Origin of the sequence: Paenarthrobacter sp. NPDC057981, assembly GCF_042886835.1 — a bacterium.
Taxonomy (GTDB): domain Bacteria; phylum Actinomycetota; class Actinomycetes; order Actinomycetales; family Micrococcaceae; genus Arthrobacter.
Window position 1 is genome coordinate 16,203 of record NZ_JBHVQI010000037.1, and the last position, 15,011, is coordinate 31,213.

17 protein-coding genes are annotated in these 15,011 nt (G+C 62.4%); 12 read left to right on the forward strand and 5 right to left on the reverse strand.

Annotated elements, in window-relative coordinates; all coding sequences use genetic code 11:
* Positions 1 to 160 precede the first annotated feature (160 nt).
* The 5 genes from ACFVSI_RS21065 (at position 161) to ACFVSI_RS21085 (ending at position 4,124) form a co-directional block, all read left to right on the forward strand.
* The gene (locus ACFVSI_RS21065) at positions 161 to 547 is read left to right on the forward strand and encodes a DUF6507 family protein (protein ID WP_387828139.1); all 387 of its coding nucleotides are present in this window, start codon (positions 161 to 163) and stop codon (positions 545 to 547) included.
* A 7-nt stretch (positions 548 to 554) separates the two neighbouring features.
* Entirely contained in the window at positions 555 to 2,663 is a 2,109-nt protein-coding gene (locus ACFVSI_RS21070) for a hypothetical protein (protein WP_387828142.1), read from the forward strand.
* A gap of 11 nt (positions 2,664 to 2,674) precedes the next feature.
* A complete protein-coding gene (locus ACFVSI_RS21075; protein ID WP_387828144.1) occupies positions 2,675 to 3,151 on the forward strand; it encodes a hypothetical protein in 477 nt (158 codons plus the stop codon).
* A 286-nt stretch (positions 3,152 to 3,437) separates the two neighbouring features.
* Positions 3,438 to 3,638 (forward strand): hypothetical protein, encoded by a 201-nt coding sequence (locus tag ACFVSI_RS21080; protein WP_387828147.1) that lies wholly within the window; start codon positions 3,438 to 3,440, stop codon positions 3,636 to 3,638.
* Between the two features lie 192 nt (positions 3,639 to 3,830).
* Positions 3,831 to 4,124 (forward strand): hypothetical protein, encoded by a 294-nt coding sequence (locus ACFVSI_RS21085; protein WP_387828150.1) that lies wholly within the window; start codon positions 3,831 to 3,833, stop codon positions 4,122 to 4,124.
* Positions 4,125 to 4,133: 9 nt separating this feature from the next.
* On the opposite strand, the gene ACFVSI_RS21090 is transcribed toward ACFVSI_RS21085, so the two are convergent.
* Entirely contained in the window at positions 4,134 to 4,829 is a 696-nt protein-coding gene (locus ACFVSI_RS21090; RefSeq protein WP_387828153.1) for a sirohydrochlorin chelatase, read from the reverse strand.
* A gap of 63 nt (positions 4,830 to 4,892) precedes the next feature.
* On the opposite strand from ACFVSI_RS21090, the gene ACFVSI_RS21095 reads away from it, so the two are divergent.
* A complete protein-coding gene (locus ACFVSI_RS21095) occupies positions 4,893 to 5,564 on the forward strand; it encodes a trimeric intracellular cation channel family protein (protein ID WP_387828156.1) in 672 nt (223 codons plus the stop codon).
* Between the two features lie 13 nt (positions 5,565 to 5,577).
* The gene (locus ACFVSI_RS21100) at positions 5,578 to 6,000 is read left to right on the forward strand and encodes an SMI1/KNR4 family protein (protein ID WP_144659284.1); all 423 of its coding nucleotides are present in this window, start codon (positions 5,578 to 5,580) and stop codon (positions 5,998 to 6,000) included.
* Between the two features lie 181 nt (positions 6,001 to 6,181).
* On the opposite strand, the gene ACFVSI_RS21105 is transcribed toward ACFVSI_RS21100, so the two are convergent.
* Complete coding sequence (locus tag ACFVSI_RS21105) at positions 6,182 to 6,676, reverse strand: endonuclease domain-containing protein (RefSeq protein ID WP_387828159.1); 495 nt, start codon at positions 6,674 to 6,676, stop codon at positions 6,182 to 6,184.
* 3 nt (positions 6,677 to 6,679) lie between these two features.
* On the opposite strand from ACFVSI_RS21105, the gene ACFVSI_RS21110 reads away from it, so the two are divergent.
* A complete protein-coding gene (locus tag ACFVSI_RS21110) occupies positions 6,680 to 6,907 on the forward strand; it encodes a hypothetical protein (RefSeq protein ID WP_387828161.1) in 228 nt (75 codons plus the stop codon).
* A 729-nt stretch (positions 6,908 to 7,636) separates the two neighbouring features.
* On the opposite strand, the gene ACFVSI_RS21115 is transcribed toward ACFVSI_RS21110, so the two are convergent.
* From ACFVSI_RS21115 to ACFVSI_RS21125, 3 genes are read right to left on the reverse strand one after another with little or no spacing between them, the layout of a single operon-like run.
* Complete coding sequence (locus tag ACFVSI_RS21115) at positions 7,637 to 8,740, reverse strand: polyprenyl synthetase family protein (protein WP_274261922.1); 1,104 nt, start codon at positions 8,738 to 8,740, stop codon at positions 7,637 to 7,639.
* 9 nt (positions 8,741 to 8,749) lie between these two features.
* On the reverse strand, positions 8,750 to 10,093 hold the full coding sequence (locus ACFVSI_RS21120) for a geranylgeranyl reductase family protein (RefSeq protein WP_387828165.1): 1,344 nt from the start codon (positions 10,091 to 10,093) through the stop codon (positions 8,750 to 8,752).
* A gap of 26 nt (positions 10,094 to 10,119) precedes the next feature.
* Positions 10,120 to 10,881, reverse strand: a complete 762-nt coding sequence (locus ACFVSI_RS21125) for a demethylmenaquinone methyltransferase (RefSeq protein ID WP_274261926.1) — start codon at positions 10,879 to 10,881, stop codon at positions 10,120 to 10,122.
* 91 nt (positions 10,882 to 10,972) lie between these two features.
* Here ACFVSI_RS21125 and ACFVSI_RS21130 point away from each other — a divergent pair, with 91 nt between their 5' ends.
* The 4 genes from ACFVSI_RS21130 to ACFVSI_RS21145 all read left to right on the forward strand — a co-directional run bounded on the left by ACFVSI_RS21130 (position 10,973) and on the right by ACFVSI_RS21145 (position 14,970).
* Entirely contained in the window at positions 10,973 to 12,322 is a 1,350-nt protein-coding gene (locus tag ACFVSI_RS21130) for an isochorismate synthase MenF (RefSeq protein WP_387828168.1), read from the forward strand.
* Positions 12,323 to 12,480: 158 nt separating this feature from the next.
* Entirely contained in the window at positions 12,481 to 13,278 is a 798-nt protein-coding gene (locus tag ACFVSI_RS21135; RefSeq protein ID WP_018776840.1) for an ABC transporter substrate-binding protein, read from the forward strand.
* Positions 13,279 to 13,372: 94 nt separating this feature from the next.
* Complete coding sequence (locus ACFVSI_RS21140; RefSeq protein ID WP_387828172.1) at positions 13,373 to 14,164, forward strand: amino acid ABC transporter permease; 792 nt, start codon at positions 13,373 to 13,375, stop codon at positions 14,162 to 14,164.
* 11 nt (positions 14,165 to 14,175) lie between these two features.
* The gene (locus tag ACFVSI_RS21145) at positions 14,176 to 14,970 is read left to right on the forward strand and encodes an amino acid ABC transporter ATP-binding protein (protein WP_387828175.1); all 795 of its coding nucleotides are present in this window, start codon (positions 14,176 to 14,178) and stop codon (positions 14,968 to 14,970) included.
* Positions 14,971 to 15,011 lie beyond the last annotated feature (41 nt).

A 15,011-nucleotide genomic window follows, 5' to 3' on the forward strand; every position in this document is an offset into this window, starting at 1 on the left:
CCGGCGGGCCTCTTGTGCAGCTTCATATTGTGTCGCCAAGGCCCGTTGCATGACGCCATTTCACTGAATTCTTTTCGCTTGCTGTTTCTGCTCCGCTCATCAGTAGCATCCACTCAAGTCGTGCTCTCCCCGTGTCGGAGGGCCTTCATTGGGGGATTTTGTGGAAATTAACTGGGACATCGATCCTGCCGGGACCCGGGCTGTGCTCGTTGCCGCTTCGGCCGGCATTGATGAGCAGAACCGTGCCGCCACCCGGATGGGCTCCGTCATCGACGACGTGGCCGCGCTGGTAGGCAGGGGGTTGGTGGGCAAGGCGCTGGGCGACTACGTAGAGATGTCGCTGCTCCCCCACCTCACCGCCATCTCCGGCCGGTCCAATCGCATCATCGAAGGCACCGCTGACGCGTTGGTGGCGTACGTGCAGGCCGACTTCCTGATGGCCCAGCAGGCGCAGGCCTCGGTCGCAGCCTTGGCGGCCGAAGTGTCAGGGCTCGACGGCGGCGGTCCGCTATCGAGGGACGGTCACCGTTCGCCGGAACGCGGCTGAGCCCGGCATGGCAGATGACTTTGGTGTGTGCGTCGCGCCGCAAGGCGGCGTTCCGGGAGTGGACCTTACTGCATTGCCAGTGGTCCCGGATCCTGTTGCGCTCGATCTGGCAGCGGTGGACCTGCGGGCCGCTGGCGGACGATACCGGGAAGCAGTGTCCACTACCGTCACGAACTGGAACGCTCTGGCCATTCCGTTCCGCACCCCGGAGCTGCCGGAGCTGCTGACCGTATTCACCCCTGCAGGCGTGATGGCCGGGACCGTCACGGACGAAGCCTCAGTCGTGGCTGCGGCTCTGTCTGAGTTTGCCGCCGCGTGCCAGGCTGTCAAAACTCTCTCCCGGAATCTCATCGAGGACGCTGAAGCACTCCGCGCACGCATCGAGCTCAAAGGCGACGACTGGGCCACCGTGCCGGCAATCGTGGACGAACAACACCGTCTTCTTGCGGATCTCAACAAGATCAAGGCCGGGTTTGCCGAAGCCGAGCAGGACTGTGCCAACAAGATCAGCGGCGTCTACGGCGGGGCCCGATACGTCAGCACCAACGATGCAGACGCCCGCGCCGACGGCTCAAACGTGTACGCCGTGGACGCCACCACCCTGGATGCCCTGGCCCAGGAAGGCAAACTTCCTTGGGGCGCACCTGTTGAGCGCGCAAAACTTCACGGCTGGGCCGGCGCAGCGCAAGGCCTCCTGGACTCCGTCTGGGAAGCCGGGGGCGCTGCATACTCCTTCTCCTGGATGTCGGCTCTTGTGCGTCCTTCCGTGCCGGAACTGGGGCTGGAACAGACTCCCAGCGGTGAAGACACCGTGAAAGGAGCTGGCAAGACACTTTGGGACATTGGCACGTTCATCTCCCCCGGCATTTGGCTTGACCGTGCCATCACCGGCAAGCAGGAAGACCAGGACGCTGCAGCTGCCGAACTCAGTCAGGTGCTGCCCGCGATGGTTCAGGCAGAAGCGTGGGCCAAGGGCGAATGGGAGTATGCACTGACCCGCAACAGCACTGACGTGGGGGTCCTGCTCGCCACCGGTGGGGGCACAGCGGCTATGCGCGCCGGGGCACTCGCCGGGAGACTCATGGCAGAGCTGGCCCCCGCCACCACCGCTAAGCTCGCCGACGCCCTGGCCACCGTAAAGACCGCAACCTGGGAGCATGCCCTCAAGCCAGCGCTCCAAGGGACTGCGAACGTCCTGGACAAGCTCGACGACGGCGCGGGTGCGGTTCGCGTCGCCGACGGGGTCGCGGGGGTGGGCCGCGGACCCCTTGGAGGCCTGGCAGAGGACCTCCTTCAAGGCATCGAACGTCTGGACCAGGCAGCCTACCGCCCCCCGGCGATGGGCACCCTCGGCAGGGCCGCAGAGCACCACGAGGTCATCTCCCAACTCGAACCCTCACCGCTCCACGATGCCTCGAACCCATTAGTCCAGGGCGTTGTACGCGTCCCGGAGTCCATGGTGCCAGGACCCCGGACACCATGGACCAAAGTCACTGAAGGGTTCGCACCCAACACCGAGTACAGGGTGCCCGGCCGGGGTACCTTCGTCACCGATGCGAACGGGACCATCACGGAAGCTGTCATCACCAAGACCAGGGACGTCCTGAATCCGGACTTGAACAACCCCCTGCCGGACATGACGTACAAGGTGGAGGGTGTCAAGGGTGAGTTCACGTACAAGACCAATAACCAGGGGCTTACGGAGTATGCCAAGGTCGAGGGGCTTGAGATCGGCGACGGACGCCGGTCTCCTTACATCCAAAGTTCAGTTGCCCGGGAAGCCAACGTCGAGGTCCACGGCGATCAACCTCCCGGCTCCGATTGGGACTTGTACGAAGGCGGCCACATCTTCGCCAGGCTCTTCGACGGCATCGAGGAGCGGATCAACATCGTGGGGATGCTGCGAAGCCTGAACCGAAATTCCGCTAACGTCGAGAGCTTCCGGAAGTTTGAAATGCTTCTTGAAAGCAGGGCCCGCGAGATTCCCCCACCGAATATCATTGCCGAAGTTCGGATCCTGCGGCAGCCGGGGCAGACGACACCTGAGCTTATCAATGTAAAGGCTACGGCTGACGGGTCCTTCCTGTTCGGTAAGGACTTTGACAACACTCCATGAGAAGAGCTGAGATGACGGATCAAAGACCTGAGATAGACCAGTTCGAGGCAGCCCGGGCTGAGGAACGGATCATTGCTGAATCCCTGTGGTCTACGAGGCCTATTGACAAAGTGTGGGACAAACTCACTTACGTTCGAATGGAGACCGGTGGGACAGGGGGCTATACGACCGTCATCTACAACTCTGGCCAGGAAATTGGTCGAATGGACACGGAAGACGAAGTGCTGTTTGCCGCCAAACGCTTGCGCCAAGCAATGTACCTGCCGGGCAAAGGTACTTGGCTCTCCATGACCCTGAGCATTACCCCTGCAGGGGATGGCTGGGAATGCACCTTCGAATACTACGATAAGCCTGCCTGGGAGCTCGGTGATCCCGGCTCGGACTCTTACGCCCGTGAACTGTACCTCTTCCCCCGGGACGAAGAGCACATCCCTGACTGGTTCAAAGAAGAAATGAAAGGCGCCACCTGGACCCCCAAAACCGACTAGGACATCCAAGAATGACACACACCCCTACGTCAAGGGACCTGTTCGAAAGGGCACGCGAATACGAGCGCGTAGTTGCCGAGGGCATGTGGGCCATCCGTCCAACGGACATCGAGTGGGACACTCTGGTTTATGTCCACAACCAAATCGGCAGCCGAGGCAGCTCGATCACCAAGATATATAACCAAGGTGCCCAAATTGGACGCACATCATTCGCAAAAGAAATCCTTTTACCGTCGACGACCTACGGGAAGTGATGTACCGGCCCGGCAAGGGGACCTGGATTTCCATGACCCTCAAGGTCACACCCAAAGGCGACGGCTGGGAAGCGGACTACAACTACACCAAAGAACCCGTCTGGGAACTCGGAGACCCAGTCGACGACACGTACGCCCAAGAGCTCTACCTCTACCCCCGCGACGAGGAACACATCCCCGACTGGTTCAAGGAGAAAATAAAGAACTCCACGTGGACCCCCGAATCCGACTAGGGCATCCAAGTATGACGGACAGCACCACGCCGACGGACCAGTTCGACCAGGCACGCGAATGCGAGCGCACTATCGCAGAAGGACTTTGGACGGCACGGCCTTTAGACATCGAGTGGGACACATTCGCATACGTCCGCTCAGAAGTAGGCGGCACAGCGAGTGCCATCGCAAAGGCCTACTTGGATGGCGCCGATGAAACGCAAGCACGTCGACAAAAGCGTTCTCATTGCAGCCCGGACGCTCAGGGAAGTGATGTACCAGCCCGGCAAGGGGACCTGGATTTCCATGACCCTCAAAGTCACACCCAAAGGCGACGGCTGGGAAGCGGACTACAACTACACCGAAGAACCCGTCTGGGAACTCGGAGACCCAGTCGACGACACCTACGCCCAGGAGCTCTACCTCTACCCTCGCGACGAGGAACACATCCCCGACTGGTTCAAGGAGAAAATAAAGAACTCCACCTGGACCCCCGAGGACGCCTAACCGCTGAAGTTAGAGGCTTTCCAGCACTGCGTCGTAACGCTCCAGCGCAATCTCTGCCAGAACCGTCGAAGGAAGTAATGGGGCGGCCACGACGTCGGCCCCGGCCTTCGCGAGCTGGTCATGGAAATAGCCCGTGGCCAACAGGTACGACGCGACAAAAACCCGGCCACCGCTTCCGGCGAGCTCAGCACGCAAGGAGGCGACGCCGTCGGGCACTGTCGGCTGGGCGCTGGCACCATAGGCGACCCGCACCTTGTTCGGCAGCAGCTCGGCGAGCAAACGCGCCTGCTCCTCCGAATCCACCGACCCGTCCGGCAGCGAGGATCCAGCGGCAGCCAGCAGCACGCCGTCGTTCTCCTGCAGTCCGGCGTTGCGCAAGTGCGTGGCCAACAGCTCAGCCAGGCGCGGATCCGGACCAAGCGGCCTGGCGGCCACCACTTCGGGCCGGCTCTTGATCGCCTTGGGCACGTCCACCTTGATATGGAAGCCGGTGGAGAGCAAAAGCGGTACGACGACGGCGGCAGTCCCCTCGGGCAGGCTCTCCACCACCCCACCCAGCTCGGGCTCCTGCACGTCCACGTAAGCCTCCAGGACCTGAAGCCCGGGACGGAGTTCCTCGATTTCGGCCATGACCTGGCGGATGGCTGCCTGCCCCTCGGCGTTGCGGGTTCCGTGGGCACAGGCGATCAAAACGGGGCTGTTCATGGGAGCTAGCGTAACGTTGAGCCAGCACCTGTTGTGAAGCACGTTAAGAAAGAACCAGTCCCCTTGATTTCCTTTGACATTGTTCTTCTCTGGCTTGACCTCATCGGTGTATTCTTTTTTGCCGTCTCGGGGTCCTTGTTGGCTGCCCGGAAGCAGTTCGACTTCGTTGGTTCCATCCTGCTGGCCTCCATCGCGGCACTTGGCGGCGGCGTGATCCGCGACATCGTCATCAACGCCGGGCCACCCATTGCCTTCACAAATCCCGCGTATCTGGCACCTCCACTGCTTGCGGCGATGCTGGTCTACTACCTGTTCTCGTCGGTGCAGCGCTTCACCTCGCTGTTGACGCTGTTCGACGCCGGTGGCCTGGCTTTGTTCTGCATCACGGGAACCCTCAAGGCAATCAGTGCCGGCATGAACCCGGTTGCTGCGATCCTGCTGGGCGTCACCACGGGCGTGGGCGGTGGATTGCTGCGGGACATCACTGCGAACGAAATCCCTACCCTGTTCAACAACCGCGATATCTATGCGCTGCCGGCCTTTGTCGGAGCGGGGCTGACCACGTTGCTGTGGCACCTCGGGCTCTTCAGCGGGCTGACGGCCTGTGTGATCGCCGGGGTTGTTTTCGCCTTCCGGGTAACGGCCTGGCGCCGCAGCTGGTACGTGCCGCTGGCGGTCCGGGGATGGCACCGTGCCGGGACCGGCGGAGGCGCAATTTCGGGTGCCCGGGATTAGCTAGGATAAGAGCATGACTGACATGTTCCTCGAGAAGTTCCGCGCGCTGGTCCCAAAGTATCTCGAGGATGAATGGCAGGAAGAAGACGGCCTCACGCCTGACGAACTGGACGACGCCCTCGCTGAACACTCCTTCACCATCCCGCTGGTCCTGCGCGAGTTCTACCTGGCCATCGGCGGTTGCGAGGACCTCATGGAGGCCTACCACTACTTCTGGGACCCCGAGGAACTCGAAGTCGATGACGAAGGCTTCCTCATGTTCCTCGAAGACGAGGACGAACAGTTCACCTGGGGCTTCCGCACCGCCGACCTCAACATCCCGGACCCCATTGTGTGGCGCCGCAACAACGCCCGCGGCCAATGGAAGAGCGAGGAAGGCACGTTCTCCGAGTTCGTGTTCGACATGTTTGAGTGGGCGTTCAACGACGAAGACTGAGTTCCCTTGTTTTCCAGCCCCCGCGCAGCCGTTTGGTTGTGCGGGGGCTGTTTTTGTGTGGCGCCCGGTACCGCCACGACCAGCATTGGGCTGCTGGCCATCGCGCCACGCCGCTTTTCGGGGGTCCTTGCCGCCTTTTGCGCCCAAAGTTGGTGGTGGCGGCGCGCCTTTGCGCCCATGATTACGACGGCGGCGGGCCGGCTATGTAGCGGAAGGGCCCGTAGCGGCCGGTCTCCCTGTTCCGAAGTACGGCCAGGACCTCGTCCACCATTTTCTGTGGCCGATATACGACGTCTGCGTAGTAGTAATGCAGGCTCATGAATCCGCTTCTTAGGCCCGCATTGCTTCGGTACCAATCCTTCTTCACCTGCTTCGACTTGAAGTGAGTGCCGCCGTCGAGTTCAACAATCACGCAGTCCTCGATCAGGCAGTCCACTTCACCTACCCCGGGGACGTCCGCGTGCATCTTGACGCGGAGGCCTGCCCTTGTGAAATGCGTATGGGCGAGGACTTCCAGGAGTGAATCGGCTCGCGGAAGAACTAGATTCAGAATTGCGCGGGCTTTGCCGTTCCGGTTTCCTCCCATCTTCTTTTCCAGGAATTCTGTGGTCAACAGTGCTTGGCTGACCGCGCTTTGCACCATGACCAGTGATTCCAGCTCTGGCAAACATCTCATGGCATGCAGCAGAACATCTCCAACACCCGCCACCGGGAGATAGGGGTGACCCGGGTGTATGCACTGACCGTGGTGGACCACATGGTGCCGGGCCAGCCCTGTTCCGCAGCTGAGATGCAAGTCCTTATCGCTATTAAGGGTCCACAACCGATAGAAGCGAGCAGCGGAAACGCAGGTCAACTTTCCATTGGCACGAAACGCCGCTACGACGTCCGGGGCTGCCTTCCGTGAAACGTACACGCCGCGATGGAGCCTGAAGACGGCCCCGCCGCTGATGGCTTTGGCCAAGTCCCGACGTGTAAAGCCCGCAGCATAAAGTGATTTCGCAGTCGCAGCCCCGTCACGGCTGCCGAGGAATTCAACGATGTCCATGGGGAAATAGTCCAACCGGGACTGCTCACTTGGTTGGCGTGAGTGGGTCTATGTGGAAAACCGTCGGCGCCTCCCCCACCCACTTCGCTGTAACACGAGGCCCCAACACGCCCAAGTTCCGGCGCGTCACCCGCTCCGCAGCATCAATGTGGGTGCTGACGGCACAGGATCAACCTGTAAATCACGCCACCAGAAACGAAAATCCGTTGACCTCAGGAGTTGCCAATATGACAGGATTGTCATAAGCTATTCACGGATCCACTAAATGCCTCCGGTGGGTCTGATGCGAACGGAGATTGTGGTCCCGGTTCGGTGCAGCGTATGACTCGTAACGTTGCAGCGGACCGGGGCCATTCCGTTTTTAAGCGCCCTGTGAGCCAAGTACCGCGTGCCCCCACCACCCACTTTGACCCCCAGCAGGCAGGACACGCTGCAAAACCGTGCCCGCCAGTCCGGATAACCGCCCAAAGTTGGTGGCGGCGGCGCAGACTCCGGCAGAAGAGCCAGGACGAGCGGTACAACCCCGGGCTCACAAAAAAGGCAGGCGCCCGGCCCATGAAGGTCCGGACGCCTGCCAACAAACAGTAATTAGCTGCTGCGGTCCACCACGGCGTGGGCAAAGTTGGTCAGGGAATCCTTCACAACACCCTCCGGCAACGGGGCCAGGGCTGCAACGGCTTCGGCTGACCACTGGCGGGCGATCTTCCAGGACTCGCTGGTGACAGGGTGCTCACGCAGGCCGGCCACGGCCTCAGCCAGCGCAGGGTCGGAGGAGAGGTCGCCGTCGATCAGTTCAAGAAGGGCGACGGCGGACGCGTCGCCCGCCGCTGCGTCACGGCGCAACAAGAGAACTGGCAGAGTGGGAACACCTTCCCGGAGGTCCGTGCCCGGGGACTTGCCGGACTTCACCTTTACACCGGTGACATCAATGACGTCGTCGGCCAGCTGGAAGGCGACGCCCACCTTTTCGCCGTACTCCACCAGCACGTCCTCGTATTCCGGAGCAGCGCCGGCGAAGATGGCACCGAGTTGGCCGGAAGCTGCTACCAGTGACCCGGTCTTGTCGGCAATCACAGACAGGTAGTGCTCCACGGGATCTTCGTCTTCCCGCGGCCCCACGGTTTCGTGCAGTTGGCCAAGGCAAAGCCGCTCAAAGGTGCGGGCCTGGATGCCGAGCGCCCGGGATCCAAGCTCGGAAACCAGGATGGAAGCCCGTGCAAAGATGAGGTCGCCGGTCAGGATGGCCACGGAGTTGCCCCAGACTTCGTGGGCAGTGGGAGCTCCACGGCGGAACGGCGCGGAGTCCATCACGTCGTCGTGGTAGAGCGTGGCGAGGTGCGTAAGCTCAACGACAACGGCGGCCTGGACAACCTCGGGGCGTGAGGCGTCGCCCAGGTGTGCGCACAGCAGGGTCAGCAGCGGGCGGATTCGCTTGCCCCCGGCTTCCACCAGGTGCCGCGACGTCGCGTCAGCCAGAGGGTCCGAGTTGGAGATCGCTTCGCGAAGCTTCTTCTCCACACGCGCAAGGTTGTTGGTGATGGCCGGGCCAAGCTCGGCGTCGCCGGCGATGGCGGCAAAACCTGCGGGCAGCTGGAGGCCCGTTGCAATGGCCGTGGTGTTCAGGGAAGGCTCGTTGGAGTCCGGCAAGCCGTGCCCGGCATGCGTCCAGCTGTGTTCGGCAGAGTTCGTCACGGGTTAACCCTAACTAGTTGTTGCGGAAACCGCGGTGTCGGAGCCTGCCGGCGTCAGGGCGCGGGCAGAGGAAGTGTTGGACGTTGCCGGAACCAGCATCTCGAGGACCCGGATCACGCGGTCTTCGAAGCCCTTCGCGGACGGGTCTGTCAGGTTGGCAAGCATGCGGACCACAAAGCGCATCAGGACCGGAATGGGCATGCCCGTCCGCAGCGCAAGCTTCATCACTGCAGGCTTCCCAATCAGCGTCGCAAACATCCGTCCCAGCGTGAAGTGCGAGCCCCACTGGTCCCGCACGTAGTCCGCGTACCGCGAAAGGTGGGCATCGGCGTCGTGCGTGGACCAAGCCGCAGAAGCCGAACGGGACAAACAATCAATCAGGAACTCAGCCGCGAACCGGGCCGACTCCATCGCGTAGGAGATGCCTTCACCGTTGAACGGAGACACCATGCCACCGGCGTCGCCGAGCAGCAGCAGCCCGGGTGAATAGTGCGGCGTGCGGTTGAAGCCCATGGGCAAGGCCGCGCCACGGATCTCCCCCACCTGGTTTTCCGGGGTAAATCCCCACTCGGAGGGCATGCCGGCCGTCCATTCGCGCAGGACCTGCTTGTAGTCGAGCTTGCCGAACTCCTTGGAGGAGTTCAGGATGCCCAGGCCCACGTTGGACGTGCCGTCGCCGACGCCGAACACCCAGCCGTAACCGGGAAGCGGCTTGCCGGATTTGCCGGGCAGTTCCAGCCAGCCTTCCATCCAGTCGTCCTCGTGGCGCGGCGAGGTGAAGTAGGTCCGCACCGCGACGCCCAGCGGCCGGTCGTCGCGCTTGTGCATGCCCAGCGACACGGCGGTTCGCGTCGAGTTACCGTCCGCGGCGAGTACGACGTCGGCATGGAAGTCGCGCTGTTCGCCCGTCTTGCGTCCGGACTCGTCAAGGATCGCTGCGCGTACACCGATGACACGACCGGCGTCGTCGGTCAGCGCCGAGGTGACGCTGTGGTGTTCGAGCACCACGGCTCCAGCAGCCTGTGCGTGACGGGCAAGGTCCTCGTCGAAGCCCAGGCGCGTGCGGATCAGGCCATAGGTGGGAAAGTCCGCGACCTCGGGCCAGGGCAGTTCGATGGTGCGGCCGCCGGCAATGAGGCGAAGACCCTTGTTTCGCCGCCACCCCTCTTCAACGGCGTGAGGCAGACCAAGCTTCTGGATCTCGCGGACGGCGCGCGGAGTGAGTCCATCTCCGCAGACCTTCTCACGGGGAAACGACGTCTTTTCCAGCACAGTGACGTCGATGCCCGCTTGGGCGAGGTAATACGCGGCTGTGGACCCGGCAGGGCCCGCGCCAACAATCAGTACTTTCACGTCGTCCTAAGTCAGGCAGTACGGAGCTAGCCGGCCTGTCGGCGCGGTTTGATCTGGCGGCGCAATTTGGCCACGGGAACACTTTCGCGGTGCTCGGCAGGCTTCTGTGCACGGTGCACGGCTACGATCCCGCCGCTGAGGTTGCGGTAGGTGATGTCCGTCCATCCTGCGTCGGCAAGCCACTGAGCCAGGTGGTCCTGGTCCGGCCAAGCACGGATGGACTCGGCAAGGTAGACGTAGGCATCCGGGTTGGAGGAGACCTTGGTGGCGATGGCCGGGAGGGCGCGCATCAGGTATTCGGTGTACAGGTTTCGCCACAGGGGAACCACGGGGTGGGAGAACTCGGCGATGACCAGCCGGCCGCCGGGCTTGGTCACGCGCAGCATTTCCTCGAGGGCCTTGCGGGGTTCCACGACGTTGCGGAGGCCGAAGGAAATGGTGGAGGCATCAAAGCTGTTGTCCGCGAACGGCAGGTTGGTGGCATCCCCTGCAATGAAGTCGATGTCAGGGCGGCGGCGCTTGCCCACTTTGAGCATTCCCAGGGAGAAGTCGCAGGCCACAACATCCACGCCCGCGTCGGCGTATGGCTCGCTGGATGTTCCCGTTCCGGCGGCGAGGTCCAGTACTTTCTGGCCCTTCTTCACATCCATGGCATCCACGACGATCCGGCGCCAACGCCGGGTCTGTCCCATGGACAGGACGTCATTGACGACGTCGTATTTTGGGGCGACATCGTCAAACATCGTCGCAACTTCGTCCGGACGCTTTTCCAAGGATGCTCGGTTCACCCAGTAATTGTCTCAGACATTCCACAGACTTTGCTGCGCTGTAGAAGTCGGCTCAGGTTCTGCTCCCGCGCGGGAGTACTGTTGTTCCATCATGACGAGCACGCTCCGCACCTTGACAGTCCCCCTCGATGTTGGATCATCCTCCGGGGGGCTGCCGTCGTTTCTGGTGCGGGACGACATTCTTTGCTGGTCGCGGCGCGAAGCCGGCCTGGTGGGCTACGGCGAACTGACCCGTTTCAATGCCACCGGCCCCGAGCGTTTCCTTGAGGCCGACATCTGGTGGCGGCACCTCATTCTTGAGGCAGAAATCACTGATCATGTGGAACTCCCGGGCACCGGTCCCGTGGCATTTGGCTCCTTCGCTTTCTCCAAGACGTCCCCGCACGTCTCCCGCCTGATCCTCCCGGAACTGGTGATCGGCATCCGCGACGGCCGCGCCTGGGCCACCCAGTTGACGTTCGACGGCGGCCCCCTCACCGAAGCGGGCGTCCTCGCCTCCGTGGACCGCTGGCTTTCCGGCAGCAACGGTGAGGAGTCCACCCAAGGAGGGTCCGACGTCGGACTCTCACCTGAGGCTGTTGCCGCCAACGGTTCGGCTGGTTACCTCAGCCATGGTTCGCTCAGCGAAGCCAAGTGGATGCAGGCCGTGGCCGATGGCGTCGAGGAGATCCGCGCGGGCAAGCTGGAGAAGCTGGTGCTGGCGCGCGACGTCGTTGCCACCCTGCCGGCCGGCGTCAACGCGGCGGAGGTTCTTCGCCAGCTGGCCGCGAGGTACCGCGAATGCTGGACATACGGCGTTGATGGGCTGGTTGGCGCGACGCCCGAAATGCTGATCCAGGTGGAGGGCCGGACTGCGCAGGCCCGGGTCCTCGCCGGAACGCTGGACCGTCGGGATGCTGACGGCATGGACGGCTCCCCCATGGAATACGCCGAGCGGGTTTTGGCCGGCTCGGACAAGCAGCGGCACGAGCACGAGATCGCCATTGATTCGTTGACCCGCCAGCTGGCCCCTTTCTCCGAGGCGATGAACTCCCACAGCGAGCCGTTCATTCTTGAGTTGCCCAATGTGTGGCACCTGGCATCGGACGTGAAAGCCGAGCTGGCCGATATTGAAGGTCATGTGCCTACGTGCCTTGCGCTCATCAACGCACTGCATCCCACTGCTGCTGTCTGCGGTACCCCGACCTTGGTGGCCGGCGCCTTGATCCGGAAACTCGAGCACCTCGACCGCGGGCCGTACGCCGGCCCCGTGGGGTGGCTCGATGCCGCAGGCAACGGAGAGTGGGGCATTGCGCTGCGCGGGGCTGTTATTGAGGATGCCAACACCGTGCGACTTTATGCGGGGTGCGGCATCGTTGAGGGTTCGCAGCCGGAGGCGGAATTGGCCGAGACGTGGGCCAAGTTCCGGCCGATGCTGGAAGCGTTGGGCATCAAGCGCTAAATCTGGGATTCCAGACACAGCTTCTGTTGCGGTGGTTGATAAGTGCGTAAACTGGTTATCTAATAGTGAAACTTCGTTTCCTGTGATGCACATCTCATGTTCGGGGCTACACTAAAACCGACTCAGTTCAGCATCCACCGCAACAAAAGGTAAAACACATGCAGATCTCCCGTTCGGTTCTGTCCGGCACCAAGATTGCCGCCGTGCTCGCAGCCGGCGCATTGGCCCTCACCGCCTGTGGTGGTTCCTCCACTCCCGCAGCCTCGGATGGCTCGGGCCTGAAGCTCATCAACGCCGGCAAGCTGACTGTGTGCTCGGATGTCCCCTATGAGCCCTTCGAATTCCAGAAGGACGGCAAGATTGTCGGCTTCGACATGGACATCGCCGCAGAGATTGCCAAGGACATCAAGGCAGAACTCAACGTGGTGGACAGCTCCTTCGAGGCCATCGAGACCGGCACCGCACTGACCGGCTGCGACGTCTCCATCTCCTCGATCTCCATCACGGATGTCCGCAAGAACGTCATGGACTTCTCCAACCCGTACCTGGACGATGACCTGACCCTTGTAGCCACCTCCTCCTCGGGCATCAACAACATCGACGGCGCCAAGGGCAAGAAGGTCGGCGTCCAGCAGGCGACCACGGGTGCCCAGTATGCCAAGGACAAGGGCATCGACGCACAGCAGTTCGAGGACTCCGGCCTGCTGGTCCAGGCCCTCAAGGCCGGCACCATCGACGCCGCCATCGGCAACCAGTCCGTTCTTGGCTACGCCATCAAGGACGATTCCAACCTGAAGCGCGTTGAGGACTACGCGACGGGTGAGAAGCTGGGCATCGCCATCAAGAAGGGCAACACCGCCATGGCAGACGCTGTGAACGGCACCCTGAAGCGCATCACTGACGACGGCTCCCTGAAGAAGTTCCAGACCACCTGGTTCGGCGAGGCCACCAAGTAGTCCGAGCCCCGGCTCTCCCGAGATCCACGCAGGCGGGCCCCGAAACGACACGTTGTTTCGGGGCCCGGCTGCGCAACATGAATGCGAGAACACCATGGCAATGACTGCACGTCAACGAGCCAAAGTCAGTTTGTACGTCCAGGCGGGCATCTTCGTTGTGGTCCTGGCCGCAGTGATCCTTGCCGTGGACTGGAAGACGATCGGTAACAGCGTCTTCAACTTCGCCAAGATCGGGCCGATGTTCCCGGACATTTTCCTGGTGGGCCTCAAGAACACCCTCATCTACACAGCGCTGGCCTTCGTGGTGGGCTTGTCCGGCGGCCTCCTGCTGGCGCTCATGAAGCTCTCCTCCTTCCCGCTGTACCGCTGGATCGCCACCGGCTACATCGAGTTCTTCCGCGGCGTCCCTGCCCTGCTGGTCTTCATCGCCTTCGGATACGGCGTTCCGCTGGCCTTCGGCGTCCAGTGGGACGTCAACATCGTGGTCATGGTTTCGCTGGGCATGGTGGCTTCGGCCTACATCGCTGAAACCCTCCGCGCAGGCCTGCAGGCCGTGCCCAAGGGACAGATGGAAGCAGCCCGTTCGCTGGGCATGCCGCACTGGCGGGCGATGGTTTCGATCGTCATTCCCCAGGCGTTCAAGATCGTCCTTCCCCCGTTGACCAACGAGATCATCCTGCTCACCAAGGACTCCTCGCTGATCTACGTCCTGGGCCTCACCGCTTCCCAATACGAGCTCACCAAGTTCGGCCGCGACGGCATCTCAAGCCTCGGCGCGGGCCTCACCCCCTTGCTCGTGGCGGGTGCTTTCTACTTGGTCATCACCATCCCGTTGAGCCTCCTTGCAAGGAAGTTCGAAAGCCGCTCCGCGCGGACCAAGCGATAGGCAGGACAGTCATGAACAACTCCACTGGGAGCACGGCCGCCGTTCGCGCCGCCGGCGTCGATATCAAGGACCTGCGTAAGTCCTACGGCAGCAACGAGGTCCTCAAGGGCATTTCACTGACCGTCGAACCCGGCCAGGTAGTCTGCCTGATCGGCCCCTCAGGCTCTGGCAAGTCCACCCTCCTGCGCTGCGTGAACCTGCTGGAACACCCCAACGCCGGCACCATAAACGTGGGCGAATTCGAAGCCACCGATCCCGACGTGGACCTCAACAAGATGCGCCAAAGCGTCGGTATGGTTTTCCAGCACTTCAATCTGTTCCCGCACCTGAGCGTGCTGGACAACTGCACCATTTCCCAGATGAAGGTGCTCAAGCGCTCCAAGTCCGAAGCCGGCGAGGTTGCTCGCCACAACCTGGAACGCGTTGGCCTGGGACACTTGGCAGACCGTTTCCCGGACCAGCTCTCCGGTGGCCAGCAGCAGCGGGTTGCCATTGCACGCGCGCTGTCCATGGACCCGAAGCTCATGCTTTTCGATGAGCCCACCTCCGCGCTGGACCCCGAGACCGTGGGCGATGTCCTGGCCGTCATGAGGAAGCTGGCCCAGGAAGGCATGACCATGCTGGTGGTCACTCACGAGATGGGTTTCGCCCGGGAAGTCGCCGACCGCGTGGTCTTTATGGACGCCGGCGTTGTAGTCGAGGAAGGGCCGGCCGAGCAGGTCATCAGCGCCCCCACCCAGCCGCGTACCAAGGAATTCCTGCGCCGCGTCCTTGACCCGACGCACATCGGCGTCGAGGAAGCGTAAGTTTTTCTGGTTCGACGAAGGCGGGCGGCACCCAGCAAGGG

Bases quoted from the DNA above. Each gene is read 5' to 3' on its own strand.
- ACFVSI_RS21140 (WP_387828172.1), top strand. From the start codon at position 13,373: ATGGCAATGACTGCACGTCAACGAGCCAAAGTCAGTTTGTACGTCCAG.
- ACFVSI_RS21145 (WP_387828175.1), top strand. From the start codon at position 14,176: ATGAACAACTCCACTGGGAGCACGGCCGCCGTTCGCGCCGCCGGCGTC.
- ACFVSI_RS21110 (WP_387828161.1), top strand. From the start codon at position 6,680: ATGCAGCAGAACATCTCCAACACCCGCCACCGGGAGATAGGGGTGACC.
- ACFVSI_RS21080 (WP_387828147.1), top strand. From the start codon at position 3,438: ATGACCCTCAAGGTCACACCCAAAGGCGACGGCTGGGAAGCGGACTAC.
- ACFVSI_RS21100 (WP_144659284.1), top strand. From the start codon at position 5,578: ATGACTGACATGTTCCTCGAGAAGTTCCGCGCGCTGGTCCCAAAGTAT.
- ACFVSI_RS21075 (WP_387828144.1), top strand. From the start codon at position 2,675: ATGACGGATCAAAGACCTGAGATAGACCAGTTCGAGGCAGCCCGGGCT.
- ACFVSI_RS21130 (WP_387828168.1), top strand. From the start codon at position 10,973: ATGACGAGCACGCTCCGCACCTTGACAGTCCCCCTCGATGTTGGATCA.
- ACFVSI_RS21105 (WP_387828159.1), bottom strand. From the start codon at position 6,676: ATGAGATGTTTGCCAGAGCTGGAATCACTGGTCATGGTGCAAAGCGCG.
- ACFVSI_RS21070 (WP_387828142.1), top strand. From the start codon at position 555: ATGGCAGATGACTTTGGTGTGTGCGTCGCGCCGCAAGGCGGCGTTCCG.
- ACFVSI_RS21085 (WP_387828150.1), top strand. From the start codon at position 3,831: ATGAAACGCAAGCACGTCGACAAAAGCGTTCTCATTGCAGCCCGGACG.
- ACFVSI_RS21090 (WP_387828153.1), bottom strand. From the start codon at position 4,829: ATGAACAGCCCCGTTTTGATCGCCTGTGCCCACGGAACCCGCAACGCC.
- ACFVSI_RS21135 (WP_018776840.1), top strand. From the start codon at position 12,481: ATGCAGATCTCCCGTTCGGTTCTGTCCGGCACCAAGATTGCCGCCGTG.